This window comes from Kribbella endophytica, from assembly GCF_054781295.1.
In genome coordinates this window covers 781,116-806,094 of the sequence record NZ_BAAGUR010000002.1, presented here as the reverse complement: position 1 = coordinate 806,094, position 24,979 = coordinate 781,116, and the positions used below count along the sequence as shown (strand labels likewise).

Annotated in this window: 25 protein-coding genes; 12 read left to right on the top strand and 13 right to left on the bottom strand. The window is 69.0% G+C overall.

The annotated features are described in order from the left end of the window. Positions 1-2: 2 nt before the first annotated feature. Complete coding sequence (locus ACYVIO_RS22180; protein WP_460652767.1) at positions 3-1,277, bottom strand: ArsA family ATPase; 1,275 nt, start codon at positions 1,275-1,277, stop codon at positions 3-5. Positions 1,278-1,281: 4 nt separating this feature from the next. Then, entirely contained in the window at positions 1,282-2,199 is a 918-nt protein-coding gene (locus ACYVIO_RS22175; protein WP_460652766.1) for an SRPBCC family protein, read from the bottom strand. Positions 2,200-2,301: 102 nt separating this feature from the next. Between ACYVIO_RS22175 and ACYVIO_RS22170 the strand changes: the two genes are divergently transcribed. After that, positions 2,302-4,092, top strand: a complete 1,791-nt coding sequence (locus ACYVIO_RS22170) for an AMP-dependent synthetase/ligase (RefSeq protein ID WP_460652765.1) — start codon at positions 2,302-2,304, stop codon at positions 4,090-4,092. A 3-nt stretch (positions 4,093-4,095) separates the two neighbouring features. Here ACYVIO_RS22170 and ACYVIO_RS22165 read toward each other — a convergent pair whose 3' ends face one another. Then, the gene (locus ACYVIO_RS22165; protein ID WP_460652764.1) at positions 4,096-4,650 is read right to left on the bottom strand and encodes an isochorismatase family protein; all 555 of its coding nucleotides are present in this window, start codon (positions 4,648-4,650) and stop codon (positions 4,096-4,098) included. A gap of 166 nt (positions 4,651-4,816) precedes the next feature. Between ACYVIO_RS22165 and ACYVIO_RS22160 the strand changes: the two genes are divergently transcribed. Then, positions 4,817-5,239, top strand: a complete 423-nt coding sequence (locus ACYVIO_RS22160; RefSeq protein ID WP_460652763.1) for a VOC family protein — start codon at positions 4,817-4,819, stop codon at positions 5,237-5,239. Here ACYVIO_RS22160 and ACYVIO_RS22155 read toward each other — a convergent pair. Together ACYVIO_RS22155 and ACYVIO_RS22150 are read right to left on the bottom strand one after the other, a co-directional pair. Then, on the bottom strand, positions 5,214-5,822 hold the full coding sequence (locus ACYVIO_RS22155) for an AAA family ATPase (protein WP_460652762.1): 609 nt from the start codon (positions 5,820-5,822) through the stop codon (positions 5,214-5,216). The genes ACYVIO_RS22160 and ACYVIO_RS22155 overlap by 26 nt on opposite strands. 41 nt (positions 5,823-5,863) lie before the next feature. Continuing rightward, entirely contained in the window at positions 5,864-6,874 is a 1,011-nt protein-coding gene (locus ACYVIO_RS22150; RefSeq protein WP_460652761.1) for an RNA polymerase subunit sigma-70, read from the bottom strand. 93 nt (positions 6,875-6,967) lie between these two features. Here ACYVIO_RS22150 and ACYVIO_RS22145 point away from each other — a divergent pair, with 93 nt between their 5' ends. Both ACYVIO_RS22145 and ACYVIO_RS22140 read left to right on the top strand, forming a co-directional pair. Continuing rightward, positions 6,968-7,336, top strand: a complete 369-nt coding sequence (locus ACYVIO_RS22145) for a nuclear transport factor 2 family protein (RefSeq protein WP_460652760.1) — start codon at positions 6,968-6,970, stop codon at positions 7,334-7,336. Continuing rightward, on the top strand, positions 7,326-7,658 hold the full coding sequence (locus tag ACYVIO_RS22140) for a hypothetical protein (RefSeq protein ID WP_460652759.1): 333 nt from the start codon (positions 7,326-7,328) through the stop codon (positions 7,656-7,658). The genes ACYVIO_RS22145 and ACYVIO_RS22140 overlap by 11 nt, the downstream gene beginning before the upstream one ends. Here the strand turns inward: ACYVIO_RS22140 and ACYVIO_RS22135 are convergent. Genes ACYVIO_RS22135 through ACYVIO_RS22115 form a run of 5 tightly spaced genes read right to left on the bottom strand, consistent with a single transcriptional unit; the run spans position 7,642 to position 12,740 of the window. Further along, positions 7,642-8,199, bottom strand: coding sequence for a cysteine hydrolase family protein (locus ACYVIO_RS22135; protein ID WP_460652758.1), 558 nt, complete (start codon positions 8,197-8,199; stop codon positions 7,642-7,644). The genes ACYVIO_RS22140 and ACYVIO_RS22135 overlap by 17 nt on opposite strands. A 40-nt stretch (positions 8,200-8,239) precedes the next feature. Continuing rightward, on the bottom strand, positions 8,240-9,136 hold the full coding sequence (locus ACYVIO_RS22130) for a carbohydrate ABC transporter permease (protein ID WP_460652757.1): 897 nt from the start codon (positions 9,134-9,136) through the stop codon (positions 8,240-8,242). Between the two features lie 3 nt (positions 9,137-9,139). Then, positions 9,140-10,195 (bottom strand): carbohydrate ABC transporter permease, encoded by a 1,056-nt coding sequence (locus tag ACYVIO_RS22125; RefSeq protein ID WP_460652756.1) that lies wholly within the window; start codon positions 10,193-10,195, stop codon positions 9,140-9,142. 8 nt (positions 10,196-10,203) lie between these two features. Next, entirely contained in the window at positions 10,204-11,466 is a 1,263-nt protein-coding gene (locus ACYVIO_RS22120) for an extracellular solute-binding protein (RefSeq protein WP_460652755.1), read from the bottom strand. Next, positions 11,463-12,740 (bottom strand): hypothetical protein, encoded by a 1,278-nt coding sequence (locus tag ACYVIO_RS22115; RefSeq protein WP_460652754.1) that lies wholly within the window; start codon positions 12,738-12,740, stop codon positions 11,463-11,465. The genes ACYVIO_RS22120 and ACYVIO_RS22115 overlap by 4 nt, the downstream gene beginning before the upstream one ends. 136 nt (positions 12,741-12,876) lie before the next feature. Here ACYVIO_RS22115 and ACYVIO_RS22110 point away from each other — a divergent pair, with 136 nt between their 5' ends. The 4 genes from ACYVIO_RS22110 to ACYVIO_RS22095 all read left to right on the top strand — a co-directional run bounded on the left by ACYVIO_RS22110 (position 12,877) and on the right by ACYVIO_RS22095 (position 17,016). Then, the gene (locus ACYVIO_RS22110) at positions 12,877-14,649 is read left to right on the top strand and encodes a glycoside hydrolase family 36 protein (RefSeq protein ID WP_460652753.1); all 1,773 of its coding nucleotides are present in this window, start codon (positions 12,877-12,879) and stop codon (positions 14,647-14,649) included. A gap of 49 nt (positions 14,650-14,698) precedes the next feature. Beyond that, positions 14,699-15,706 carry a LacI family DNA-binding transcriptional regulator gene (locus ACYVIO_RS22105; RefSeq protein WP_460652752.1) on the top strand — a complete coding sequence of 336 codons (1,008 nt, stop codon included), beginning with the start codon at positions 14,699-14,701 and terminating at the stop codon, positions 15,704-15,706. A gap of 88 nt (positions 15,707-15,794) precedes the next feature. Next, positions 15,795-16,445 (top strand): LysE family translocator, encoded by a 651-nt coding sequence (locus tag ACYVIO_RS22100; RefSeq protein ID WP_460652751.1) that lies wholly within the window; start codon positions 15,795-15,797, stop codon positions 16,443-16,445. A 10-nt stretch (positions 16,446-16,455) separates the two neighbouring features. Further along, positions 16,456-17,016 (top strand): P-loop NTPase family protein, encoded by a 561-nt coding sequence (locus ACYVIO_RS22095; RefSeq protein WP_460652750.1) that lies wholly within the window; start codon positions 16,456-16,458, stop codon positions 17,014-17,016. Here the strand turns inward: ACYVIO_RS22095 and ACYVIO_RS22090 are convergent. Then, positions 16,970-18,199 (bottom strand): MFS transporter, encoded by a 1,230-nt coding sequence (locus tag ACYVIO_RS22090; RefSeq protein ID WP_460652749.1) that lies wholly within the window; start codon positions 18,197-18,199, stop codon positions 16,970-16,972. The two genes, ACYVIO_RS22095 and ACYVIO_RS22090, sit on opposite strands and share 47 nt — an antisense overlap. A 67-nt stretch (positions 18,200-18,266) precedes the next feature. Between ACYVIO_RS22090 and ACYVIO_RS22085 the strand changes: the two genes are divergently transcribed. From ACYVIO_RS22085 to ACYVIO_RS22070, 4 genes are read left to right on the top strand one after another with little or no spacing between them, the layout of a single operon-like run. Next, positions 18,267-19,244: a DUF5937 family protein gene (locus ACYVIO_RS22085; RefSeq protein ID WP_460652748.1), complete on the top strand. Its 978-nt coding sequence runs from the start codon at positions 18,267-18,269 to the stop codon at positions 19,242-19,244. Positions 19,245-19,270: 26 nt separating this feature from the next. After that, the gene (locus ACYVIO_RS22080; protein ID WP_460652747.1) at positions 19,271-19,942 is read left to right on the top strand and encodes a hypothetical protein; all 672 of its coding nucleotides are present in this window, start codon (positions 19,271-19,273) and stop codon (positions 19,940-19,942) included. A gap of 60 nt (positions 19,943-20,002) precedes the next feature. Beyond that, positions 20,003-20,977, top strand: a complete 975-nt coding sequence (locus tag ACYVIO_RS22075) for an EamA family transporter (RefSeq protein ID WP_460652746.1) — start codon at positions 20,003-20,005, stop codon at positions 20,975-20,977. Positions 20,978-20,982: 5 nt separating this feature from the next. Further along, the gene (locus ACYVIO_RS22070) at positions 20,983-22,368 is read left to right on the top strand and encodes a carboxylesterase/lipase family protein (protein WP_460652745.1); all 1,386 of its coding nucleotides are present in this window, start codon (positions 20,983-20,985) and stop codon (positions 22,366-22,368) included. A 79-nt stretch (positions 22,369-22,447) separates the two neighbouring features. On the opposite strand, the gene ACYVIO_RS22065 is transcribed toward ACYVIO_RS22070, so the two are convergent. Both ACYVIO_RS22065 and ACYVIO_RS22060 read right to left on the bottom strand, forming a co-directional pair. Next, the gene (locus tag ACYVIO_RS22065; protein WP_460652744.1) at positions 22,448-23,599 is read right to left on the bottom strand and encodes an alanine--tRNA ligase-related protein; all 1,152 of its coding nucleotides are present in this window, start codon (positions 23,597-23,599) and stop codon (positions 22,448-22,450) included. 256 nt (positions 23,600-23,855) lie between these two features. Beyond that, positions 23,856-24,962, bottom strand: coding sequence for a glycosyltransferase family 4 protein (locus tag ACYVIO_RS22060; RefSeq protein ID WP_460652743.1), 1,107 nt, complete (start codon positions 24,960-24,962; stop codon positions 23,856-23,858). Positions 24,963-24,979 lie beyond the last annotated feature (17 nt).

Genomic DNA, 24,979 nt, shown 5'->3' with positions numbered 1-24,979 from the left:
TGTCATCGGGTGCCCTCCGGGATCGGGGTCTCGTCGAGCTCCATCTGTTCGCGGAACTCCTCCGCGAGATCCGGCTCGAGCACCGGAGGCGGCAACGGATCGCGCGGCGCGAACCGCACCTGCAGCTTCCCGTCGTCCAACCGGGCCCCGGCGACAACCCCACGCGCCAACGCGGCCGGCAACGGAATCACCCGCCGGTAGGACCCAACAGTGATGATCAACTCGTCCCCGTGCCGCGCCAGCTCCAGATCGGCAGCAGATGCCAACGGCAACGGCAGCGTCAGGATGTACGTCCGCCCGTCGGTGTCGATGTGCCGATCGACCAGCAGCGACGTCTCGTCCGAGGCGCGCGCGAACGGGTCGTCCCCGCCGTACATCTCGACGGCGAAGGCGGCGAGCTCCTCGACCCCGACCGGCTCGCAGGCCCGGTACGGCGACTCCCAGATCGGCAGCGGGCTGAACGAGTCCTGGACGTCCTCGAGAATCCCGCGCTGCGCGGCGACCCACTGCCGCCGCCAGTTGTCGGCCCCGGCCGCCGGGAACACCCGGTTCGCCACGATGCCGTCCACGCGGTACCCGTACAAGGAAAGCGTCGTCATCGACCGCCGGGCCTCGGCCACCACCACGGCCTCCGGCGTCAGCACCAACCGCACCGAGGCATCCGGCCCGGCCAGCAACGCCCGAATGTCCGCGAGATCCTTCTGCAACCGCCGTAGCGCATCGAAAACCGTGTCGTCGGGCATCGGCAGCCCCGAAGCCTTGCCCAGCAACGGCCGGAACGACCGCAGGACCTTGCGCTCGGCATTGATGATCCGGTCCATGTACCAGCTCAGCGCCTCCGGCAGCGCGAGCAGCCGCAGCGTCTCCGCCGTCGGCGCGCAGTCGACCACCACGACGTCCCAGCGCCCGGACCGCACATGATCGCGGACCTCGAGCAGCGCGAGCACCTCCTCGGCGCCCGGCAGCACGGTCAGCTCCTCGGCCTCCATCGGATCGACGCCGACGACGTGCAGCACCGACCGCAGGTACGCCTGGATGTCACCCCAGGACCGCTCGAACCGCCGTTGCGCGTCGATTTGCTGCACGAACAGCAGGTCGTCGATCTCGGTCGGCTCCCCGCCGACCTCGGAGTCGAAGGCGTCCGACAGCGAGTGCGCCGCGTCGGTCGACAGCACCAGAGTGCGTAGTCCCCGTAAGGCGGCCAGCGTGGCGGTGCCGGCCGCGGACGTGGTCTTGCCCACGCCACCTTTGCCTGTGTACAGCAGAACGCGTGTCACGGAATCAGGACTCGACGCGCTTCTTCAGCCCCTTGAGGGCCGTGTCGATGATGACCTTCTCCGCCTTGCGCTTGAGCATCCCGATCATCGGGATGGCCACGTCGACCGCCAGCCGGTAGGTCACCTCGGTGCCGTCGGCGCCCAGGTCGCGCAGCACGTACGCGCCGTCCATGCCCTTGACCATCTTGGCCTGCACCAGCGACCAGGTCACCTCGTTGCGGGACCAGACGTAGTCCAGCGTGTACTCGTCGGAGATCGCCCCGGCGTCCACCTTGAACCGGACCTGCTTGGGCCGGCCGGCCTCGTCGGTCGACAGCACCTGCGTCTCCCGCATCGAGTCCGCCCACTCCGGGTAGGCCTCGAAGTCCGCGATCACCGCCATGATCGCTTTCGGGGTCGCGTTCACGACGATGGTCGAGGTGGTCTGCTCTGCCATCGATTCACCTCTCCGCTGCCGGGACGGTCGCCGGTCCGCGTGCAGGTCGTTCTGCGGCACGGCCGGGTGCGGGGCACCGGTGCCCCTCCCGGAGACTATCGCGGGTTCCCAGCCGGACCTGCGCTCGCCCGCGGCGCGGCCCGATTCGACTTCGTCCTTGAACCGCCAGATCCGCTCCCGGTACCGCGCGACGTACGACTCCTGCAGCCGGCGCAGCCGCCGTACGCCGGTACGCCGTACGGGGTCGGCCCGCAGGTACCAGTGCACGACGACGCCGTCGCGGACCTGCTCCAGCCACCACTCCGCCGTACCGAGGGCCGCACCGGTGACGGCCCAGCGGACACCTTCCAGACCGCGCCGCTCGGACGGGGTGAGTACGAGCTCGGGCCACCACTCACGCCACAGGGTGTCCGAGCCGAGCCGCTGCGCGACGTAGGCTGGATCCGCGACGACCAGGTCGTCGCAGCTGATGTCTAGCGAAGGCATGCCGTCGACCTTAGTTCCCTGGGTCACACTGACCTGGCTACTTGTGGGTAAGTGACTGTAACGTGCGCCGGAGCCGACCATCCTGACTGAGGAGACGCGGAGATGCGTGAGTACACCGTTCCTGCTGTGATCGACGCCCCGACGACTGGTGGGCTGGCCGATCCGGTCTGGGCGAACGCATCGTCGCACCCGGACACCGCCGTGTTCAGCAAGCGGGTGGAGGGCGGCTGGCTCGACATCACCGCCGCCCAGTTCGCCGAGCAGGTCGCGGGCGTGGCCAAGGGCCTGATCGCGGCCGGTGTGAAGCACGGCGACCGGGTCGCCCTGCTCAGCGCGACGCGGTACGAGTGGACGCTGATCGACTACGCGATCTGGAGCATCGGCGCCGCGACCGTGCCGATCTACGAGACCTCGTCGGCCTCGCAGATCCAGTGGATCCTGACCGACTCCGAGGCCGTCGTCGCCGTCGTCGAGAACGCCGCGCACGGCGCCGTCGTCGAGTCCGCGCGGACGGAAGCCCCGGCCCTGCAGGAGGTCTGGCAGATCGAGTCCGGCGCGGTCGACGAACTGACCGTGCTCGGCCAGCAGATCAGCGACGCGGAGCTCGACAAGCGCCGTACGGCGGTAGTGCCGGGCGACCTGGCCACACTGATCTACACGTCCGGTACGACGGGCCGGCCGAAGGGCTGCAAGATCAGCCACGCCAGCTTCATGGACGAGCTCGGTACGGCGACCAAGGTGCTGCCGACGCTGTTCCGGCTCGAGGGCGCTTCGACGCTGCTGTTCCTGCCGCTGGCGCACGTGTTCGCGCGGATCATCCAGGTCGGCTGCGTGATGATGCGGGTCAAGGTCGGCCACACCGCCGACGTGAAGAACCTGGTCGCGGACCTCGGCGAGTTCAAGCCGACGTTCATCCTCAGCGTGCCGCGGGTGTTCGAGAAGGTGTTCAACACCGCCAGCCAGACCGCGCACGCGGCCGGCAAGGGCAAGATCTTCGACGCCGCCGCGGAGACCGCGATCGCGTACTCGCAGGCGCTCGACAAGGGCGGCCCGGGCCTCGGCCTGAAGGCGAAGCACGCGCTGTTCGACAAGCTCGTCTACGGCAAGCTGCGCAACGTGCTCGGCGGCCAGGTCGACTACGCCGTCTCCGGTGGCGCGCCGCTGGGCGACCGGCTCGGCCACTTCTTCCGCGGCATCGGTGTACCGGTCCTGGAGGGCTACGGCCTGACCGAGACCACCGCCGCTGTGTCGGTGAACCTGCCCGACGACATCCGGATCGGCACCGTCGGGCGCCCGCTGCCGGGGGTCTCGGTCGGTGTCGCCGAGGACGGCGAGCTGTGCTTCAAGGGTGGCCAGGTGATGCTCGGCTACTGGAAGAACGACGAGGCGACCGAGGCCGCGATCGACGCCGACGGCTGGTTCCACACCGGTGACCTCGGCGAGTTCGACGCCGACGGATTCATCCGGATCACCGGCCGCAAGAAGGAGATCCTGGTGACGGCCGGCGGCAAGAACGTCGCGCCCGCCGTACTGGAGGACCGGATCCGCCTGCACCCGCTGGTCAGCCAGTGCATGGTCGTCGGTGACGGCAAGCCGTTCATCGCCGCGCTGATCACCATCGACACCGAGACGATCGGCAGCTGGGCGTCGAAGCACGGCAAGTCGACCGACCTCGAGACCCTGTCCACCGACAAGGACCTGATCGCCGAGATCCAGACCGCCGTCGACGACGCCAACACCGCCGTCTCCAAGGCCGAGGGGATCAAGAAGTTCACGATCCTCTCGACCGACTGGACCCAGGAGAACGGCGAGCTGTCCCTCAAGCTGTCGCTGCGCCGCCACATCGTGATGAAGAAGCACGAGGCCGACGTGGAAGCCCTCTACACCAAGTAGTTCTCAGCTGCTGAAGTCGGCTTCGGCCGTGGTCGTCGTACCGGCGGTGCGGCCAGGGGCCCGGTGGTTGTCCCAGTACAAGTTGGTGTGGGCGATGACCAGGTCCGGCGTGGGTGCACCCCACTCGGACAGGTCTTCCGTCGTGTGGGCGTCGGCGACGAGAGTGGCGTCGTAGCCGCGGGTGATGGCTCCGTGCAGTGTGGAGCGGATGCACTCGTCGGTCTGGGCGCCGGAGACGAACAGCCGGCCGATGCCGCGCTCGGCGAGGACAGGCTCCAGGTCGGTCGCCTCGAAGGAGTCCGGGTACTGCTTGTGGACAACGGACTCGCCCTCGGCGCGGGTCAGCTCCGCGACGTACTGCCACTCGGCGCTGTCGCGCTTCAGGTTGTCGCTGCTGTGCTGGACCCAGACGACGTCGACGCCGGCCGTGCGGGCCTTGTCGACCAGCGCCGCGATGTTGGCGACCACCGCCTCACGGCCGTGGGTGCCCTCCATCACGCCGTTCTGCACGTCGATGACGAGCAGCGCGGTGTTCGGTCGATCGGTCAGCGTGGTCATGGGCCCTCCCGGAGCGCTGTCGAAACCTGATCCCGCGATCGTAGATCTCTCCGCCGACAACTCGCCGGAAACTTCCTCGGATAAGTGCTCATTGGGTGAGCACTTATCTGGCGCAAGATGTACTCATCGCGGTGGACACGCCACCAACCAGCACCAGGGAGAACCGATGTTCCGAGGATTCGCCACCATCAGCTTCTACGCCGACGACCTGGCCGCGGCCCGGGACTGGTACACCGAACTGCTCGGCCAGGCGCCGTACTACGCCTTCCCGGAGGCGCCCGCCGCGCCGGCGTACATGGAGTACCGGATCGGCGACGACGCGGACGAGCTCGGCTTCATCGACCGCAAGTACGCGCCGCCCGGCGCCGGCAACGCCCCCGGCGGCGCGGTCATGCACTGGCACGTCGACGACCTGCAGGCGACGTTCGACAAGCTGCTGGCGATGGGCGCGAAGGAGTACCAGCCCATCACCTCCCACGGCGAGAGCAGCTTCACCACCGCCTCGGTCGTGGACCCCTTCGGCAACGTGCTCGGGATCATGCACAACCCGCACTACCTGGAGATCATCGAAGCCCGTCAGGCGCACTGACCGACGGACGGCCGAACGCCTCGACGACGCGTTCGGCCGTCTGTCGCGCGGTCAGGTGGGTGTTGTCGATCCGGACGTGGTCGTGCCGCTCGATCAGGTCCTCGGCCTTCGTGCGCGAGCCGCCGGTGTTGAGCGTGTAGCCGGCGTCCATCTCCAGCAGGTTGGCCTGCGAGAACTCGAGATCGCGCTTGCTGGCCTTGCGTTCGAGCCGGAACGGCGTGCTGTTGCGGGCGAGCCGCTCGGACTGCTCGGTGTACAGCTCGACCAACCGGCCACGGCCGCCGTGGGACTCGGCGATCTCGATGTACGACGCGATCACGGCGGTCTCGTCGGCATCGTCGAGATCCCACACGAAGGTGAACACCAGCCCCGGCAGGTCCGAGGCCGCGGCCTCCTCGATCACCCGGCGGCGGAACTCCGCCACCAGCCGCGCGAACGGCGGCGAGCCGAACGGGAAGATCTCCAGCATCGGCTCGATGATCGCGTGGTTGTGGAACAGCTTGAAACCGGTGAGCTCGCACAAGGCGTGCCCCACGGTCATTTTGCCGACTGCTGCCGGGCCGAAGACGATGACAAGGTCCACGCGGACATCGTGCCAGGCGAGGCGCCTTCGGTACGACGGGTTTAAGCCGGCGCCTTCTCCAGCGCGGGCTCGAGGAACCGGGTGATCCGGCTGATCCGCTCGCCCTCGACCGTGAGCACGAACTGCCCGGCGTACGACGGCACCTGGTCCTCGCCGATGAAGTAGCAGACGAAGCCCGGCTGGTGGTTGCACCCGCTCGCGTCCAACCGCAACCTTGCACTGCGGCGCCCGTCCGCGTTCGCACTCGCCCGCAGGAACGCCGCGATCGCCACAGCCCCCTGGTACTCGTGCGGTGCCGGGGGCATCGCCAGCCACGCGTCATCGGTCAGGAGACTCGTGACCGCCTCGATGTCATCAGCAACGAACGCCGCCGCGAACCGCCGGGCGACCGCCCAGTCCCCGGCATCCCGGGTCGCCGACTCCCCTGCAGCCGGCTCGCGCACGCCGCGGGTGTTCTGCTCATCTACTGACTCACCGGTGAAGCCGAGGTCGGATCCTCGACGCACCGCCGCGCGCGCCCGTTGCAGTGCACCTTTGATCGCCGTCGGCGTGGTGTCCAGCTGATCGGCGACCTCGGCGATCGTGAACCCGAGGACGTCGACCAGCACGAGCGTCGCCGTCTGGCGGGGTGGGACTCGTTGCAGCGCGGTGATGAAGGCGAGTTCGACGGTCTCCCGGCGTACGGCGTGGTCCTCGAGCCAGGTGTCCGGGTACGGCTGCAGCCAGGTGATGTCGCCGCGACGGGTCGGCTCCGGCGGGTCGAACGGCGGCAGCGGCTCGGTCGGCGGGCGGCGCTTGCCGTCGCGGATCGCGTTCAGGCAGCGGTTGGTGGCGATCCGGTAGAGCCAGGTACGCAGCGACGCCCGCCCTGCGAACCCGGCGAGCCCCGTCCACGCCGCGAGCAGTATCTCCTGCAGCAGGTCGTCGGCGTCGGTGACCGAGCCGAGCATCCGGTAGCAGTGCAGGTGCAGCTCACGCACGTACGGCGCCGTGAGCTCCTGGAACGCGCGCTCGTCCCCACCCTGCGCGCGCTCCAGCAACGGACTCGTCATCGCACTATCGTGTCAGTCGGTGCGGACAGTTCCGATCGCGGTCCGGCTGGTGTCTACACAGTCGTCAGCCGCTCAACCGGAAGGATCCACCCGATGACCCAGCCGACCGCTCTCGAGATCGCCCTCGCCTACCACCGTGCCTGGACCGGCCACGACTTCGAGGCCGCGATGCAGTACGTCGCCGACGACATCGTCTGTCTGGCCCCGGCCGGACCGATCGAGGGTGCCGAGGCCTTCCGAGGGTTCATGGAGCCGTTCTCGAAGATCCTGCTCGAGTCGTTGGTCGTCTCGGCGTACGGCGACGAGTCGACCGCGTTGCTGATGTACGAAACCCGCACGGTCCCGGTCGCCGATGCCCCCGCGGCGGAACTGCTCACCGTCGAGGACGGCCGCATCACCCACCTGCGCATCATCTTCGACCGCCAGCCGTTCACCGAGGCCCGCGCCGGCAATGCACCCTGACCGAGTCCGAGGCCAGCAACTCCTCGACGAGTTGGCAGCCGTGTACGACGACGTGCCGGCCGTCGACCGCGCGCCGATGTTCGGCAGCGAGGCCCTGCGCGTCGGGCGCAAGGTGTTCGCCTTCGTCGGCCGCGAAGGCCAGCTGATCGTCAAGCTGCCGGCACCCAAGGTCGCCGAACTACTGGCCGCAGGCGAGGCAGAGCCCGTACACGTCGGCCGCAACCCGACACGTGAGTGGGCCGGCGTTCCTTACCCGGCTGACCTCGCTCAATGGCGTGACCTGTTGGCCAAGGCACACACCTTCGTCAGTCGCGGTCTGTGAAAGTCACTGCGTTCGCGTGCTCAACGATCTCGATCTGATCGCCCAGGGCCCACTCGGCGACGCGGGAGACGACCGCGGCCGGGATCGCCTCGCCGAGGCCCGGCACGGCCGGTACGCCGGTCGTGCCGTGGGCGTCGTGCGGCAGGACCACGCGATACCCGCGGTCCAGCGCCGTACGGGCGGTCGCGCTGACGCACATCTCCGACATCAGCCCGCAGACCACCAGCGACTTCACAGCCGACGCGGTCAGCAGCTCACCCAGTGAGGTCTCGCGGAACGCGTCGTCGTACTCCTTGCGGATCACTGTCTCGCCAGGCACTGGCGGGAAGTGCAGCTCCCACCCGGCAGTCCCCGGCGCATCCACCTGTCCGGCATCACCGTCGTTCTGCACGTGAACAACCAGCGCGCCGCTCCCCCGCGCCGTCGCCAGCAACCCGGACACGGTTTCCACCAACTCCGCAGCATCCGGTACGGCGTGCGCTCCGCCCACGTGCCCGGCTTGAACGTCGATGATCACCAGGGCGTCAACAGGTTCCGGCATGCCGCGATCATCAGTGACGCCCTGGGCTGGGTCAAACCGATTACCGCCCGCCGGTGAACGTGATGCCGTTGGTGATCTGCTTCTGGGCCAGGAAGAAGATCGCCACGCACGGCAGCGTGATCAGCACGGACGTTGCCATCAGCAACGGAGTGTCGGTGCCGTTGACGGACTGGAAGCCGGCCAGCGCGAGCGGCAGCGTCTTCCACTGGTCGGAGTTGATGTAGATCGCCGGGCCGAGGAAGTTGTTCCAGTACCCCATGAACAGCAGGATCGAGATCGCGACCACCGCGGGCCTGGCCAGCGGCAGGTACACGAGCAGGAACATCTTGAACCAGCCGCACCCGTCGACCACGGCCGCGTCGGCCAGCTCGGCCGGCATCCGGGAGAAGAACTGCCGGAACAGGAAGATGTAGAACGGCGACCCGAAGAACGCGGGCAGGATCAGCGGGTACAGGGTGTCGATCATGCCCAGGTTGTTGAACAGCATGAACTGGGGAACCATCGTCACCTCCCCCGGCAGCAGCATCGTCGCCAGGACGACGGCGAACACCACCCCGGAGAACCGCACCCGCAGCCGCGCGAACGCGAACCCGGCCAGCGCGCACGAGAACACCGTGCCCACGATCGGGATCAGCGTGGTGAGCAGCGAGTTCAGCGCGTACCGCCAGAACGGGAACGACGTGATCGCGCGGGTGTAGTTGCTCCAGAGGAACTCGCTCGGCCAGATGCTCGCGCCGGCGCTGCCGACCCCGGCGAGCGAGCGCAGCGACGTCGCGATCATCCAGAGGAACGGGTACACGAAGGCGAGCGACCCGAGCCCGAGGACGACGTACATCGCCAGCGAGAGCGGCAGGTTGCGCCGCCAGTACGGCCGGTCCGCGCGACGGATGCTCGTGGCCGCGTCGGAGGCGCGGCCGGTGTCGACCAGTACGGCCATGACTCAGCCCTTCCTCACGCGCGGACGGCGCCGCCGCCCGCCCATCTCGGTCTCGTAGTAGATCGCGAAGGCGCTCCCGCGCAGCGTCACGGCGGTCAGCGCCATGATGATGACGAACAGGATCCAGGCGAGCGCCGACGCGTAGCCCATCCGGAAGTTCTGGAACGCGTTGTCGTACAGGTAGTAGACGAAGAACAGCAGCGAGTCCTTCGGGCCGCCGTTGACGACGAAGCCCTGGGTGAAGACCTGCAGCGCGCCGATGATCCCGGTCAGCACGTTGAACAAGATGATCGGGCTCAGCTGCGGCAGCGTGACGTGCCAGAACAGCCGCAACGGTCCGGCGCCGTCGAGCGCGGCAGCCTCGTACAGCGTGGTCGGCACGTCCTTCAGACCGGCCAGGTAGATCACCATCGCGCCGCCGACCGTCCACAGGCTCATCAGGATCACCGTCGGCAGTGCCCAGGACGCGTCGTTGAACCAGCCCGGTCCGGTGATCCCGACCTTGCCGAGCATGTCGTTCACCAGCCCGTACTGCGGGTTGAAGACCCACAGGAACAGGACGATCTGGGCCACGCCGGACACCAGGCTCGGCAGGTACCAGATCGTGCGGAACAGCCGGATCCCCGGCAGGTCGACGTTCATCAGCAGCGACACCAGGAACGCGAGCACGGTCTGCAGCGGGACGCTGATCACGGCGTACAGCAGCGTGACCTTGATCGCCTGACCGACGCGTGGGTCCTGGAAGGCCTCGGTGTAGTTGGCCACGCCGACGAACTTGGGCGGCGTGATCAGGTCCCACGAGGTCAGGCTGACGTAGACCGAGGACAGCATCGGGCCGACGGTGAAGATCAGGAACCCGATCAGCCAGGGCGAGATGAAGAGCCAGAACGCGATCGTCTTGTCGGCCCGCGGCCACTTCCGCCTCGCCCCGTACGCCGCGAGCCCGATCACGGCGTACAGGACGATCAGCAGGACCAGGAACGGGACCAGCGGCACCAGGACCGCGGGAACTCCCCAGGACTCCGCGAGCTGGCGGATCCATCCGATGGTCGGGTTCACGGTCTACCTCACTGCTTCAGGGCCGCGGTGCACTTGTCGTTCAGGCCGGGCAGGATCTTGGCCACGTCGTCCTTGCCGCTGCCCAGTGGCGTGTAGCTGGTGATGCCCTTGTCGGCGTCACCGGAGATCTGTCCCTCGCGGGGGACGGACGGGCTGATCTGGCCGGTCTTCAGCGCGGTCGTGAAGGCGGCGAGGTTGCGCTCGGCCGGCAGCACCTTCTCCAGCGTCGGCGTCGAAGCGGCGATGATCGGTACGCCGAGGGCGGTGTTGCCCTGGATCAGCAGGTCCTGAGCCACCTGCTGCGTGCTGGCGAACTCGACGAACTTCTTCGCGGTCTCGGCCTTCTTGCCTGCGGCGTTCTTCGCGATCGCCAGGCCGCCGACCTCCATCGGGAACCCCTTGCCCGGCACCGGAACGAGGGTCCAGTTCGGCTTGCTGATCTTGGCGAAGTCGGCGACCGTCCACGGGCCGAAGTCGCTGAACGTGCCGAGCCGGCCGGCCGCGAACCACTGCGCCTGGTCCTGGCCCTCGATGTCGATCGAGTTCGGCGCGAGGCGTTCCTTCTGCAGGTCGACGATGTACTGCGCGGTCGAGACCCCTTGCTGGTCGCCGAACGTGCAGGCGGTCGCCTCGGCGTTGTAGAAACCGCCGCCGGCCGCGGTGAGCCAGCCCTTGAACCACATGTTGCTGGTGCCGAACACGCGGCTCTTGCCGTCGCCGTGGGACAGCTTCGCGGCGATCGTCTTGAACTCGTCCAGAGTCAGCGGCGTGGTCGGGCTCGGCGCCGGCAGTCCCGCGGCCTTGAAGGCGTCGAGGTTGACCGCCATCACCTTCGGCTTCGCGGTGAACGGCGTGGCGTAGTACTTGCCGTCGAACTTCAGCGCCTCGGAGATGTTCGGCTGGACGAACTTGCCCGGGTCGACCTGCTGCTCGGCGAAGCTCGGCGCGAACCCGGCGAGGCTGGTGTTGCTGATCTCGATCACGGTCGATTGCGTGCCGGCCGCGATCGAGGTCTGCAGCTTCTGCTCGTAGTCGGCCTGGATCCAGTTCGTGGTGACCTTGGTGCCCGGGTTGGCCTGCTCGAACGCGGCCGCGATCGCCTTCAGCGAGGCGGCCTCGGAGTTGGTGCCCCAGAACGAGAAGGTGATGTCGCCGTTCTCGTCACCGCCACCGGTGTTGGCGGCCGGCTGGCTGCCGGTCGCGCAGCCGGCGGCCAGCAGCAGGGCGGTGAGTCCGGCTCCGAGCGGGAGCAGGCGGTTGCGAAGTTTCATGAGGGGTCCTTCGTCTCTGTGATCACCCGGACGGTCCCGCCGGGCTGGATGGTGCAGGGGCCGGCTGGACCGACCGTCACCGTGAGCGGCCCCGGTCCGCTGTGCACGGTGACCTCTGTCGTGTGCCGTCCTTCTTGGGCGATGCGTAGGTCCCACTCGCCGACCCGGACGTGGTCGGCGGTCAGCCGGCCGATGTCGGCCGGCAGGTGGGAGTCGATGGACAGGGCGGCCGCCGCGGCGTCCGGTCGCAGCCCGAGCAGTCCCGCCACCAGGTGGTGCACGACGGTGAACGAGACCTCGGGGTAGTCGTCGCGGCTGTCGATCAGGTGGCGCAGCCAGCGCCAGGCGGACTCGTCGCGGCCGTGCCGGAAGAACACCTCGGGCAGGTAGCTGAAGGCCTCGATGTTCTTCGGCGGCGACAGCTCGAGCTGCTGCTCGACGAAGTCCAGGAACAACTCGTTGCGCGGGCCGTCACCGGTGAGTCCGGTCATCGGCCCGATCCAGCTCGCCTCCAGCCCCCAGCCGAAGTCGAGACCGTGGTCGACGGTGCGGCCGCGGGCGAACCGGCCTTGCTGCTCGTCCCACCAGGTCGCCAGGAACTCCTGCTGAATCCTGTCGGCACGCTGCTTGTACTCGTCGCCGTACTGGTGGGCGAGCGCGTTCAGAGCGGCGTACTGCAAGGCGATTCCGTCGGCGGCGACGATCAGCGGGTGCTCGGCGTCCTGCTCGTTGTACGTCGCGGAGCCGACGAAGATGTCGCCGGTCCCGGGAGCCTCCGGTACGCCGTCGCCGTCGTGGTCGTGCACGGCGACGAACTCGCCGACCGAGCGTGCGTAGTACGTCGCGAGGTCGGGATCGTCGAGCCAGCGCCGGTCGCCGGTCCAGTCGTACTGCTCCAGCGCGCGCCAGATCAGGTCGAAGACGGCGGGGATCTCCCGCACGAACTCGTCGTCGCCGCGGTAGTCCAGCGCGGCGATCGCGCCGTCGAAGTGGAACGCCCAGACCGGGTACCACTTGCGGACCGCGGTGGCGGACGCGGCGAAGTGGCGCAGCATCGCGAAGTTCTCCGCGTCGAGGCCGAGCAGATGCGCGCCGCCGGCCTGGTGACAGACGTCGCGTGAGTAGAACATCTCCCGCGACGGATAACCCGCCCAGTACGACGGCAGGTTGGCCTCGGCGGCGTCCGTCATCACCCACCGCAGGGCGCGTTCACGCGCCCAGGTGAAGGCGTTCTCGACGTACGCGCTGTCCGACGCGACGGTCAGCTCCGGCATCGCGGCCACCTCTCGACGAATCCGTGTTTAGCGGTAAAATTAGCACAGGTCGGGCATTCGTCAATACCTTGGGACGGGCTCGATTTTACCGCTATAGTCAAAGCCGAGAGTGAAGTCACGACGACAGGAGTCGCCCATGCCCGTCCCGCCCGAGGCCTCGTTCGAGGTGCGCTCCCCCGACGGCTCGACGACCCGGACCGCCACGGTCTCGGCCGCCGCGGTCAGGGAGCTGGACGCGCCCGCGGCCGGGGTGCGGCTGGTCGAGATCGTCGCCGCGGACCTGCGGGCGGAGCCGGTGCGGATCCGGTGGACCTGGCCGGTCGAGGGCGCGGCGACGCTGTGGCAGGCGACCCAGGGGTCGCACCGCAACCTCCCGACCGACTGGGGTTCGCAACGCGACGTTCGCTCGGTCCGGTCGGCGCCGGTTGCCGCGTTGGTGCGGACCGACGACGTGAGCCCGCTGGTCGTGTCACTGTCGTCCAGCGTGCGCGGCTGCGACTTCGCCGTCGGGGTGAACGAGGAGACTGCCGAGCACCTGGTCGAGCTCGTGGTCGACGACGTCGAGCTGATCGACGGGCAGCACCGGTTCACGGTGCGGATCGACCTGCGAGCGCTGCACTTCGCTGCCGGGCTGCGCGGGGTGACCGACGCGTGGACGGCCGAGCTCGGCGACCGGATCGCGCCGGTGCCGGAGATCGCGCGCACGGCGATGTACTCGACCTGGTACTCCGACCACCAGCACGTCTCCGAGGAGTCGGTCGAGCGGCACGCTTCTACCGGCGCGCAGTACGGATGCAGCGCGGTGATCGTCGACGACGGCTGGCAGACCGACAACACCGCGCGCGGGTACGCGTACTGCGGTGACTGGGAGCCGACCAGCAGCAGCTTCCCCGACATGGCCGAGCACGTACGACGGGTGCACGCGCTCGGCGTCGACTACGTGCTGTGGATCGCGCCGCCGCTGATGGGCCGGCACTCGAAGGCGTGGGACCGGTTCAGCGATCGGGCGCTCGGCTTCCTGGACGACGAACAGACCACGGTCGCGCTCGACCCGCGATACCCGGAGGTTCGCGAGCACCTGGTCGAGTGCTGCGTCCGGCCGGTCCGCGACTGGGGTGTGGACGGGCTGAAGATCGACTTCATCGACAGCTGGGCCTGGAAGAACCCGCCGCCCGCGCCGGAGGGCGACTGCGCGACGGTCGACGAAGGTGTCGAGCTGTTCTTCGCCGCGGTGCGGGACGAGCTGCAGCGGTTGCGGCCGGACCTGCTGATCGAGTTCCGGCAGGACTACGTGAACCCGCGGCTCTGGCAGTACGGGACGTTCCTGCGCGCGGGCGACTGCGCGCTGGACGCCGTGGAGAACCGGGTCCGGACGGTCGACGCGCGGTTGCTCGCCGGCGATCGCGCGGTGCACTCGGACATGCTGATGTGGCACCCGGAGGCTTCACCCGAGGCCGTGGCCGAGCAGTTCATCGGGGTGCTGTTCAGTTCGGCGCAGGTGTCGGTGGAACTCGGTTCGTTGCCGGAGGCACACGACCGGGTGGTGCGGTACTGGCTCGGCTTCCTGCGGGATCACGCGGCGACGTTGCTGCGGGGCGAGTTGGTGCCAGTACGGCCCGACGCGCGGTACACGCAGGTCGCGGCGATCTCGTCGGAGGAGACGATCGTGGCGGTGTACTCGAATCCCGTCGTACGGCTGAACGCGCCGGCCGGCGTACTGGTGCTGGTGAACGGCGGGAACGAGCCGACCGTGCTGCTCGACGGAGCCGGTGACGGTCCGGTCGAGATCGTGGTGTCCGACTGCTCAGGCATCGAGGTCGGGCGTCGTACGACGACGCCGCCGGAAGGCTTGTGGGCGATCGACGTTCCGGTCGGCGGAGTGGCCAGGATCGAACGGGTCGCCGGGTGACGCACGGCGCTGGTTGGATGGGCGTCCGGGGTTCGACGAAGGGGGATTGATGGCGACCGAGCGGAAGAACCGGCGGACGACCGTGGCCGACGTGGCGCGGAAGGCCGGGGTGTCGGCGATGACCGTGTCCAACGTGCTGAACGCGCCGCACCGGGTGAGCGATCAGACGGTGGCGTCGGTGCAGGCCGCGATCGACGAGCTCGGGTACACGCCGAACCACGCCGCCCGCGCGTTGTCGTCGGGCCGCAGCCAGGTGATCGGCCTGCCGCTGTACCTCGACGACGACGTGGACCCGGGGCTCGGTGGTTTCCTGCACGGCCTGCTGGGCGGGCTGGTGAAGGCCGCCGCGGTCTCCGGGTACGGCGTGCACGTGACGACGCCGACCGAGGGCAAGACCGAGATCGCGTTGTACGAGCAGCTGATCGCGGCGCGGCAGGTCGACGCGCTCGTCGTGCTGGAGACGATGCCGCACGATCCGCGGATCGAGTTCCTCAGCGCGAAGGGTTTCCCGTTCGTCGCGTTCGGACGGACCGGCCCCGGGCAGCGCCAGTGCTGGGTCGACGTGGACAACGTCGAGTCGATGGCGGCGATCGGGCGGTACCTGCACACCAAGGGCCGCTCGCGGGCGGCGTACCTGCGGACCAGGAGCGAGCTGCCGTGGGTGCACCAGCGGGAGGAAGGGTTCCTGCGGGAGTTCTCCGCGCCGCACTCGTCGGAATCGTTCGACGACCTCGACCAGGTCGGTGCCTACGTCACGGCCGCGATGGAGTGCGAGCACCGGCCGGACGTCTTCGTGGCCGACAACGACGCGTTCGCCGTGGTCGCGATGCGGGCGCTGCAACGCCTGGGGGTGAAGGTCGGCGAGGACGTCGCGGTCACCGGCTTCAACGACTTCCCGTTCGCGAGCATGCTCGACACTCCGCTCACCACGGCGCGGATCCCGCTGCGGGACATCGCGCACAGTCTGTTCCAGCGCGCCCTGCACGAGATCGCGAACGGGCCCGACCAGCCGGGCTGCCTGGTCACCGCTCCCCTGGTCGTCCGCGCCAGCGCCTGAGCGTCGTCTCACCTGGGGAAAAATCCCGCGGTGACCGCCGGTCGGGCTGTTAGGTTCACCGAGGCGGTGACGACGGGAGGAGTGGGAGATGATTGTCAGCACGGAAGCACTGGTCGGGATCGCGCTGATCGAGCTGGGGCTGGTGGTGATACCCGGGCCGAACATGATCTATCTCGTCTCGCGGTCGGTGGTGCAAGGGCGTCGCGCTGGGCTCATCTCGCTGGCCGGGGTTGGCACCGGCTTCGTGATCTACCTGCTGGCGGCGGCTGCTGGGCTGGCGACGTTGTTCGCGCTGGTGCCGGAGATCTACGTGACGCTGAAGCTCGCAGGTGCGGCCTATCTGCTCTGGTTGGCGTGGAAGGCGCTCCGACCTGGTGGCAGTTCCGCGTTCACGCCGGACGCGCTGGAGCCGGATCGTCCGCGCAAGCTCTTCGGCATGGGCCTGCTCACCTGCCTGCTGAATCCGAAGATCGCGATCCTCTACATCTCGCTGCTGCCGCAGTTCGTGGACCCGTCGCGCGGTCACGTCGGTGCCCAGAGCCTGATCCTCGGCCTCACCCAGACGGCCGTCGGCGTACTGGTGAACGCGATCTTCGTCATCACCGCCGGCTCGGTCGCGATCTTCTTCAGCCGCAAGCCGCTGTGGTCGAAGATCCACCGCTACGTCACCGGCACCGCGCTGGCCGTCTTCGCCGTCAAGCTCGCCACCGACCGAGCCCAGCCAGTCGCCGCTCCGTAAAGGTCCCGGTATGGGTTGGACGGACGCCGGCTCTTGCAAGGAGCCCGAACGGCGGGTGGTCGTGATCGGCGTCGCCGGCGGCGGGAAGTCGACGGTGGCCCGCGCGCTGAGCAGGCATCTCGGCGTACCGCATGTCGAGCTGGACGCCCTGTTCTGGCAGGCCGGTTGGACGAAGCTCGGGGAGGACGAGTTCGCCGAGCAGGTCACCGCCGCGACGGCGACGGACGGGTGGGTTGTCGACGGCAACTACTCGGCGCGGATCCGGCAGCTCACCTGGGGCAAGGCCGATCTCGTGGTCTGGGTGGATCTGCCGCGGGCCGTGGTGATGTGGCAGCTGATCCGGCGGACCGTACGGCGGACGGCAACCGGCGTAGAGCTGTGGAACGGGAATCGAGAGCGACCACTCCGCGATCAGTTGAGCCGCGATCCCTCGCGATCGATCCTCTTGTGGGCCTGGCGAACGTACAGCCCGACCAAGCGCGAGTACGAAGGTGTCGACCAGTCCGCGTTCCCGCAAGCGCGGTTCATCCGCCTGAGGTCGCGACGGCAGGTTCGGCGGTTTCTGCGCTGATCACCTTTCTGGCCAAGGTGAGAGTGACCAGTACGCCGAGGAGGCCCGCGAAGGTGATCGTGAGGTTGGGGCGGACGAAGGTGCCGACTACGCCGGCCAGCGCGATGGTGACGCCTTGGACTGTCATCAGGCCGCTGGTCTGGACGGTGAAGAGGCGGCCTCGGTACGACGGGTCGGCGGTGGCCAGGATCATCGGGTCGATGGCCTGGTTGAAGGCGTGGCCGATGCCTGCGACAGCCAGCAGGACAGCTGCGCCTGCGACTGACGGGGTGAAGGCGAAGGCGATTGCTGGCAGCTGGGTGGCCAGGAGGAGTGGGACCAGGAGTCTGCGGCGGGTGGTGGGGGCCAGGCGGGTGGCGACCAGTTCGCCCAGGACGGTGCCGGCGGCGTAGCCGGTGAAGAGGGCTCCTGCAGCGGAGGCGGCTGCACCGGTTTGAGCGGCGTACGCGACTGCTAGTCCGTCGGGAACTGCGGAGAAGGCGGGGGCTGCCCAGGTGAGGAGGAGCAGGTTGCGGACCTTCGGCGTGGTGAAGAGGTAGCGGAGTCCTTCGCGGGAGGCCTGGAGGGTGTTGCCGCCGGCTCCCGGCGCGGGCGTCGACGGCGTACCGAAGCGGATGAGGACGGCGGACAGGGCGAAGGTCAGGACGTCGAGGGCCAGGAGCCAGGTCGGGCCGACCGCGGCAACGGCGATGGCGCCGAGTGCGAAGCCGGTGAGGACTGTGGTTTGGCTGATCGTGCGGAGGAGCGATCGGCCGGTCGGGAAGAGGTCTGGGGGCAGGAGTTGGGTCAGGCTGGCTGAGCGGGCGCCGGCGAAGATCGGGGCGATCAGGCCGGTGAGCAGCAGGAGTCCGAGCAGCGCCGCGACGGGCAGGCCGGGGATGAGCATGGCGGCGATGCACAGCGCGCTGAGGAGGTCGCAGGTGACCAGGAGCGGGCGGGCCGGGTAGCGGTCCGCGATGGAGGAGAGGACCGTGCCGCCGAGGGCGTAGGGCAGGAACGAGCAGACCAGGACCAGCGCGGAGAGCAGGGGTGAGCCGGTGCGGTCGAAGACCAGGATGGAGAGCGCGACCTGGGCCGCGACGGTGCCGACCATCGAGACGGCGTGCGCGGTGAAGACGGCGCGGAGGCCGGGGATGCGCAGGACGGACAGGTAGCCGGTGGCAACGACAGGCGGAGTGGTCACCCCGTGAGGGTGAACCCACGACACATGCCAGGACTATAGTTTCGGGGGTGACCGAAAGTCCGCACCGATGACCGTACTGCGGTTCAACCGGGCCGACGCGCTCAGATGCCGGTTCGGGGTGTCTCCGTTGTGGGAGACGGTGTCCGCCGTACGCGTGCTGAACGGGAGCAAGCACCGGCCGCTCTACTCGCCGTGGGTGGCCGCCAAGGCGGAGGCCGCGAAGAAGCTCGACCTCACCATGCTGCGCGCGGTGCAGCCGCGGACCGGGTTCACGCCGGACTTCCTCACTCCCCCGCCGAAGGCTTCGCGGGCCAAGTTCAGTACGGAGATCGCGCGGGTCAGAACCGCGCCGCTCGACGTCGTACGGGCCGAGCTCATCAGGTCGCGGGACGAGCTGAACAACCCGGCGGCGCCCGCAATCGACCGGATGCTGGCCGATCCGGCCGGTACGCGGGAGCGGTTCGCCGATCAGATCGAGAGCGCGTGGACCACGCTGATCGAGCCGGACTGGCCGGCGATCAGTCGGGTACTCAACGACGACATCGCCCATCGGGGCGAGCAACTGACCAGCGGCGGACTCGCGAAGTTGTTTGACGACCTGCATCCCACACTGTCCTGGGACGACGACCGCCTGATCGCGTCCCGCTACCGCGAGCCGGATCACGAGCTGGCCGGCGAGGGTCTCCTCCTGATTCCCGGCGCCTTCGCCTGGCCGTACCTGGTCGCGATAGTTGCCCCCGGCTACCAACCGACGCTGGTCTACCCGGCGCGCGGCGCGGCTCGCCTCTGGGACGACGCACCGACCGCACCCGATCCCCTGGCCACCCTGCTCGGCCGGACCAGGGCGACCCTGCTGACGGCGCTGGACCCGCCCGCAACGACCAGTGCGCTCGCAGCGCAGTACGGGCTCGCGCTGGCGACAGTGGCCGAGCACCTGGCCGCCCTGTACGGCGCTGGGCTGGTGACGCGGCGTCGTACGGGACACCAGGTGCACTACCGGCGTACGGATGTCGGGCAGGCCGTGGTCGACGCATCCGTCGGATAGAGCGCTACAAGAGTCAGAATGCAGGAGTGATCAAGGTCCCGAAGGCAGCAGCACTCAGCAAGAAGCACATGCGCAGGTGGCCCGCTTCGCTCGCGGTGCTGGTCGTCCTGGCGCTGCAGGTGGCAGTGCCGGCTCAGGTGCTGTCGCTCCCCCGCTGGCTGCTACCTGCGATGGGCGTCGCGCTGCTGGTGCCGCTGGTGTGGATGAACCCGTTCCACCTCAGCCGCGACGAGCCCTGGCTCCGGTGGGTCGAGCTGGTGCTGCTGGGCGCGCTGGTGGTGTTCAACGGGATCTACCTGGCCGGACTGATCGACTACCTGGCGTCCGGCAACGCCACCGACGGCATGGTGCTGGTGAAGGCCGCGCTGCTGATCTGGGTGACCAACGTGGTGGCCTTCGCGGTCTGGTACTGGGAGGTCGACCGCGGCGGACCGTTCGCCCGGGCGCCCGAGCACGAGCACGCGGTCGAGCGGGCGGACCTGCTGTTCCCGCAGATGACGGCCGACATCCCGGGATGGGAGAAGTGGCTGCCCGGGTTTACCGACTATCTGTTCGTGGCGTTCACGGCGGCGACCGCGTTCAGCCCGACCGACACGATGCCGCTGTCGGCGCGGGTCAAGGCGCTGATGACGGTGCAGTCGGCGATCTCGCTGCTGACGATCGCGGTGGTCGCGGCCCGGGCGGTCAACGTGCTGTGACGACGACCAAGGCTTGAAACACCCTCGACGCCGTGTAATGGGTGTGCCAGCATTACGCCCATGACACAGGATGCTGCCCGGACCAAGTCGATCGGGCTCGGATTCGCGCTGTTCTCGGCGATCACGTTCGGCGGGTCGGGGCCGTTCGCCAAGGCTCTGATCGGCGCCGGGATGTCCCCGCAGCAGGCCGCCTGGCTGCGCATCCTCGGCGCCGCTGCCCTGCTCGTCCCGCTCGTGCTGATCTTCCGCGGCGCGGCCGGGCTCCGGGCCGCGCGCGCGTCCTGGCCGCAGCTCGTGCTGTACGGCCTGACCGGGATCGCCGGGTGCCAGACGCTGTTCTTCATCGCCGCGAGCCGGTTGCCGGTCGGCGTGGCGATCCTGCTCGAGTTCTCCGGACCGGTCCTGGTCGTCGCCTGGCTCAAGTTCGGCCGGAAGGTCGCCGTACCGAAGTCCGCGGCGCTCGGCGTCGGCATCGCGCTGGTCGGGCTCGCGACGGTGGTCGAGGTCTGGTCCGGCGTCCAGCTGGACCTGGTCGGCCTGCTCGCCGGGCTCGGCGCGGCCGCGTGCCAGGCGACGTACTTCATCCTGATCGACAAGCTGACCGGCGTCGCCGATCCGCTGGTGATGACGGCCGCCGGCAGCGTGGTCGGCGCGATCCTGCTGACCGCGATCGCGGCGCCGTGGAGCATTCCGTGGAACGCGCTCACCGACACGATCGCGATCGGCGAACGGTCGGCGCCAGGCTGGGTGTTCGCGGCCTGGCTGATCGTGGTCAGCACAGTCGTCGCGTACCTGGCCGGCGCGGCCGCGGTCCAACGGCTCTCGGCGGCGATCGGCGGAGCGGTCGCGTACGTCGAGGTGGTGGCGGCGACGCTCTTCGCCTGGATCCTGCTCAACGAGACGCTGACGACCAACCAGATCATCGGCGGCGCGATCGTGCTGCTCGGCGCGTTCGTCGCGCAGTCCTCGGTCGGCAAGGTCGCGCCGCCCGACCTGCCGATCACCGAGGAAGTTCCGGAGTCGGTGCGAGGATAGGCCGCATGGAGCTGACAGTTGAGGGCGGACGGATCCGGGGCGTCACGACCGACGGGGTGACGGCGTACTTGGGCGTCCCGTACGCCGGAAGCCCGGTCGGCTACGAAGCGCCGAAACCGGTCACCCCGTGGGACGGGGTCCGCGCCGCGACCGAGCTCGGGCCGACCGCGCCGCAGCCGCCGTACGACCCGCCGTTCGACATCCTGCTGACGAACCCGACGCAGGACGGCGACGAGTTCCTCAACGTCAACGTGTGGACGCCGGGCGGCGAAGGGCTGCCGGTGATGGTGTGGATCCACGGCGGCGCGTTCCGCAACGGGTCCAACGCGACACCCGCGTACGACGGGAGCGCGTTCGCCCGGGACGGTGTCGTGCTGGTCGGCGTCAACTATCGCCTTGGTGTGCAGGGCTTCGGCGTACTGCCTGATGCGCCCAGCAACCGCGGGCTGCTCGACCAGCTCGCGGCGCTGCGCTGGGTCCGCGACAACATCGCGGCGTTCGGCGGTGACCCCGAGCAGGTGACGATCTTCGGCCAGTCGGCCGGTGGGATGAGCGTGGCGACGCTGCTCGCGATGCCGGCGGCCAAGGGGCTGTTCCGCCGCGCGATCGTGCAGAGCGGGTCAGCTGAGGCGACTGCTCTGGACAGTGACCTCGCGCTGGTCACGGCTGAGGTGGCCAAGCGGCTCGGCGTACCGGCGACTGCTGCTGGGCTGGAGTCGGTGGAGACGGCTGAGCTGATCGCCGTACAGCAGCAGGTGTCTGCTGAGCTGCGGGCTGCGCCCGACCCGGCCCGGTGGGGTGTGACGACGGTGCAGGCGGGTGGCGGCATCATGCCGTTCTTCCCGGTGATCGAAGGCGAGCTGATCGACCAGCAGCCGCTGGCAGCGATCAGGGCCGGTGCTGCCGCTGGTGTGGAGCTGATGGCCGGTACGACGCGGCACGAGTTCAACCTGTTCAGCGTGCCGAGTGGAGTCGCTGCGAGCATCACCGCTGAGGCTCTGCCGGTTCTGCTCGGACGGGCGGGGCTGGACCCTGCACTGGCGCTGCAGTACACCGGTACGCCGGGCGAGATCTTCACGGCGATCAGCAGCGACCGCGCGTTCACCCAGCCGACCATCCGGCTCGCTGAGGCGCAGCAGGCAGCGGGCGGTACGGCGTACGTCTACGAGTTCAGCTGGGAGTCGCCGCTGGAGGGGCTGGGCTCCTGCCACTCGCTGGAGCTGCCGTTCGTGTTCGACACCCTGGCAACTGCCACGTCTCCCCTGTACGGCTCGGAGCCGCCGCAGGAGCTGGCCGACACGGTGCACGCCGCTTGGGTGAGCTTCGCGAAGACCGGGAGCCCGGGCTGGTCGCCGTACGACACGACCACCCGGGCCATCCAGGTCTTCTAGGGCGTGGCTCCCGAGTCCACGCCGTAGCGAGATGCCGTGCCGAGTGCCGCGCAGTAGGCGTGGGCTCGGGAGCCACGCCCTACAGGAGAGAGACCACAAGCTCCCTCGGGAGGCCGTGGGTCTCGTGCAGGTAGTCGAAGTCGCTCTCGTCGAGCGTCTTGCGGAAGCGGTCGTGGCTGAGGATCTTGCGGCCCCGGTCGAGCAGGTTGGTGAAGCGGATCTCCTCGTCGATCATGATCCGGCGCACCAGCGTGACCAGCTCGCCCTGGTGGAAGTGGTCCAGGGTCTGCTGGAACAGCTCGATCGGCAGGTCCGACAGCGACCGCGACTCGTCGTCGCGCCACAGGAGCGTCAGCACCCGGCGGATCAGCCGGCGCAGCACGTAGCCGCGCCCGGTGTTCGACGGGTGCACGCCGTCGCCGACGATCACGATGCTGGACCGCAGGTGGTCGATGACGATCCGCTCCGACTCCTGGTCGAGCTTCCACAGCTTCGGCACGGTCTGCATCCACGGCTCGAACAGGCTCGTCTCGAACACCGACTTCTTGCCCTCGAGCAGCATGGTCAGCCGCTCCAGACCGAGGCCGGTGTCGATGTTGCGCTGCTCGAGCGGCTCCAGCGAGCCGTCGTCGAGCCGGCGGTAGCGCATCATCACGTGGTTCCACACCTCGACCCAGCGGTCGTCGGTGGTCGGCGTGCCCTCGGGTGAGCCGTCGCCGGTCCAGACGAAGATCTCCGAGTCCGGGCCGCACGGACCGGTCGGGCCGTTCGACCACCAGTTCTCGTCGGTGGTCAGCTCGATCGGCAGCCCGAGCGACTGCCAGGTGCGCAGCGACTCCTGGTCGAGCTCGACCTGGTTGTCGCCGCCGAACACGGTGACGTACAGCTGCCCGGGGTCGATCCCGAACCGCTCGGTGAGCAGCTCGTACCCCCAGCGCAGGGTCTGCTCGCTGCCGTAGTCGCCCATCGACCACGAGCCGAGCATCTCGAACACGGTCAGGTGGGTCGGGTCGCCCACCTCGTCCAGGTCAGTCGTGCGCAGACATCGCTGCACGCCCACCAGGCGGCGTCCCAGCGGATGTGGTTCACCTTCCAGGTACGGCGTGAGCGGGTGCATGCCGGAGGTCGTGAAGAGCACCGGATCACCCGGGCGCGGGATGAGCGAGGAGCCCGTGGTCGGGGTGTGGCCGTGCTCGGTGAAGTAGTCGACGAAGGTCTTGGTGATGGTCATTTCGGGTCCTTGGGGGTGTGGACCGGAAACGATGTGCAGGCCTCGGAAACGCGAAAACCGGCGGACCGTTTCCGGTCGCCGGTTCTGGGAGGAGATGTCAGGCAGCGGCAGCCGGAGAGCGGGAAGCTCGTACGGCTGCGGCAAGGCGCGACATCTGATGCATGCACCCAGAGTACACACTTTTGCTCCGACGTCGAGGAGGGGTCCGGGCAACGGGCGAGCCGGACGGTCGATGAGGCGGCGGGGTTCGGCCGGTTCAGAGGTCGAGCAGGGTCCGCAGCTTGGCGCCTGATCTGGCCCAGGTCCACTCGGCCTCGGCCCACTCCCGGCCGGCCCGGCCGAATGCTTGCGCACGGCCCGGATCGGTCAGCAGTTCGATCAGCCGGACGGCGGTCGCGACCGGGTTGTACGGGTCGACCAGGTAGCCGGTCTCGCCGTGCCGGACGGTGTCCGCCGTACCGCCCGAGTCGCCGACGACCACCGGCTTCCCGGTCGCGGCGGCCTCCAGGGTGACGATGCCCAGGGCCTCCGGTTCGAGCCCGAAGCGGCGGGTTCGGGTCGGCATCGCGAAGACGTCGGCGGCGTCGACGTACGGCGGAATGTCCTGCCAGGGCACGGCTCCGGTGAAGCGGACGGCGTCGCCGAGCGGCGTCGCGAGGGCCTCCAGGCGGTCGCGGTCGGGGCCGCCGCCGACTAGCAGGAGGACGGCATCCGGTACGGCGGCCAGGACACGCGGCCAGGCGCGGATCAGGGTGTCCTGGCCTTTGCGGGCGATCAGGCGGGAGACGCAGGCGACGACCGGACGCCTCTCCAGACCGAGCTTGGTGCGGATCTCGTCTCCCCCGCACCCCGGGAAGAAGCGCTTGGTGTCGACACCCGGCGTCAGGCGCTCGATCGTTGCCTTGGGCGACATCGCGCGGGCGATGCGCTCTTCGCACCAGGCGGAGACGGTGGTGACGATGTCGGCGGAGTCACCGATGCGGCGGAGTGCTTGCCTGGTCGCCGGGAGGCTCGCCCACCAGGTCTCGTGACCGTGGCTGAGGGCAACGATTTTCTGCGCGCCTTCACTGCGGAGGGCTTGCCCCATCAGACCGAGCGGAGCGGCGGCGCCGAAGAGGATGCGGTCTGCGTCGTACTCGCGCATGAGCTGGACCGCTCGGCGGGTGACGCGCGGGGTCGGCAGGAGCATCGAGGTGCGATCGCGGATCACCGGGAAGGGCAGGGTGCGGTCGTACGCCGTGTCGCCGGGGCTGTGCGAGGTGTAGACGACGAGCTCGGGCAGCTCGTCGCAGAGCGCGCGGACGAAGGTCTCGATCCCGCCTTGCCGGGGCGGGAAGTCGTTGGTGACGACGAGAACCGTCATCGCCGAGCCGGCGCCTT

Excerpts from the sequence above, each read along its gene's own strand:
- ACYVIO_RS22120 (WP_460652755.1), bottom strand. The coding sequence starts at position 11,466 with ATGAAACTTCGCAACCGCCTGCTCCCGCTCGGAGCCGGACTCACCGCC.
- ACYVIO_RS22095 (WP_460652750.1), top strand. The coding sequence starts at position 16,456 with ATGGGTTGGACGGACGCCGGCTCTTGCAAGGAGCCCGAACGGCGGGTG.
- ACYVIO_RS22065 (WP_460652744.1), bottom strand. The coding sequence starts at position 23,599 with ATGACCATCACCAAGACCTTCGTCGACTACTTCACCGAGCACGGCCAC.
- ACYVIO_RS22115 (WP_460652754.1), bottom strand. The coding sequence starts at position 12,740 with ATGCCGGAGCTGACCGTCGCGTCGGACAGCGCGTACGTCGAGAACGCC.
- ACYVIO_RS22145 (WP_460652760.1), top strand. The coding sequence starts at position 6,968 with ATGACCCAGCCGACCGCTCTCGAGATCGCCCTCGCCTACCACCGTGCC.
- ACYVIO_RS22160 (WP_460652763.1), top strand. The coding sequence starts at position 4,817 with ATGTTCCGAGGATTCGCCACCATCAGCTTCTACGCCGACGACCTGGCC.
- ACYVIO_RS22110 (WP_460652753.1), top strand. The coding sequence starts at position 12,877 with ATGCCCGTCCCGCCCGAGGCCTCGTTCGAGGTGCGCTCCCCCGACGGC.
- ACYVIO_RS22070 (WP_460652745.1), top strand. The coding sequence starts at position 20,983 with ATGGAGCTGACAGTTGAGGGCGGACGGATCCGGGGCGTCACGACCGAC.
- ACYVIO_RS22170 (WP_460652765.1), top strand. The coding sequence starts at position 2,302 with ATGCGTGAGTACACCGTTCCTGCTGTGATCGACGCCCCGACGACTGGT.
- ACYVIO_RS22075 (WP_460652746.1), top strand. The coding sequence starts at position 20,003 with ATGACACAGGATGCTGCCCGGACCAAGTCGATCGGGCTCGGATTCGCG.
- ACYVIO_RS22100 (WP_460652751.1), top strand. The coding sequence starts at position 15,795 with ATGATTGTCAGCACGGAAGCACTGGTCGGGATCGCGCTGATCGAGCTG.
- ACYVIO_RS22085 (WP_460652748.1), top strand. The coding sequence starts at position 18,267 with ATGACCGTACTGCGGTTCAACCGGGCCGACGCGCTCAGATGCCGGTTC.
- ACYVIO_RS22165 (WP_460652764.1), bottom strand. The coding sequence starts at position 4,650 with ATGACCACGCTGACCGATCGACCGAACACCGCGCTGCTCGTCATCGAC.
- ACYVIO_RS22105 (WP_460652752.1), top strand. The coding sequence starts at position 14,699 with ATGGCGACCGAGCGGAAGAACCGGCGGACGACCGTGGCCGACGTGGCG.
- ACYVIO_RS22175 (WP_460652766.1), bottom strand. The coding sequence starts at position 2,199 with ATGCCTTCGCTAGACATCAGCTGCGACGACCTGGTCGTCGCGGATCCA.
- ACYVIO_RS22135 (WP_460652758.1), bottom strand. The coding sequence starts at position 8,199 with ATGCCGGAACCTGTTGACGCCCTGGTGATCATCGACGTTCAAGCCGGG.
- ACYVIO_RS22150 (WP_460652761.1), bottom strand. The coding sequence starts at position 6,874 with ATGACGAGTCCGTTGCTGGAGCGCGCGCAGGGTGGGGACGAGCGCGCG.
- ACYVIO_RS22140 (WP_460652759.1), top strand. The coding sequence starts at position 7,326 with ATGCACCCTGACCGAGTCCGAGGCCAGCAACTCCTCGACGAGTTGGCA.
- ACYVIO_RS22130 (WP_460652757.1), bottom strand. The coding sequence starts at position 9,136 with ATGGCCGTACTGGTCGACACCGGCCGCGCCTCCGACGCGGCCACGAGC.
- ACYVIO_RS22060 (WP_460652743.1), bottom strand. The coding sequence starts at position 24,962 with ATGACGGTTCTCGTCGTCACCAACGACTTCCCGCCCCGGCAAGGCGGG.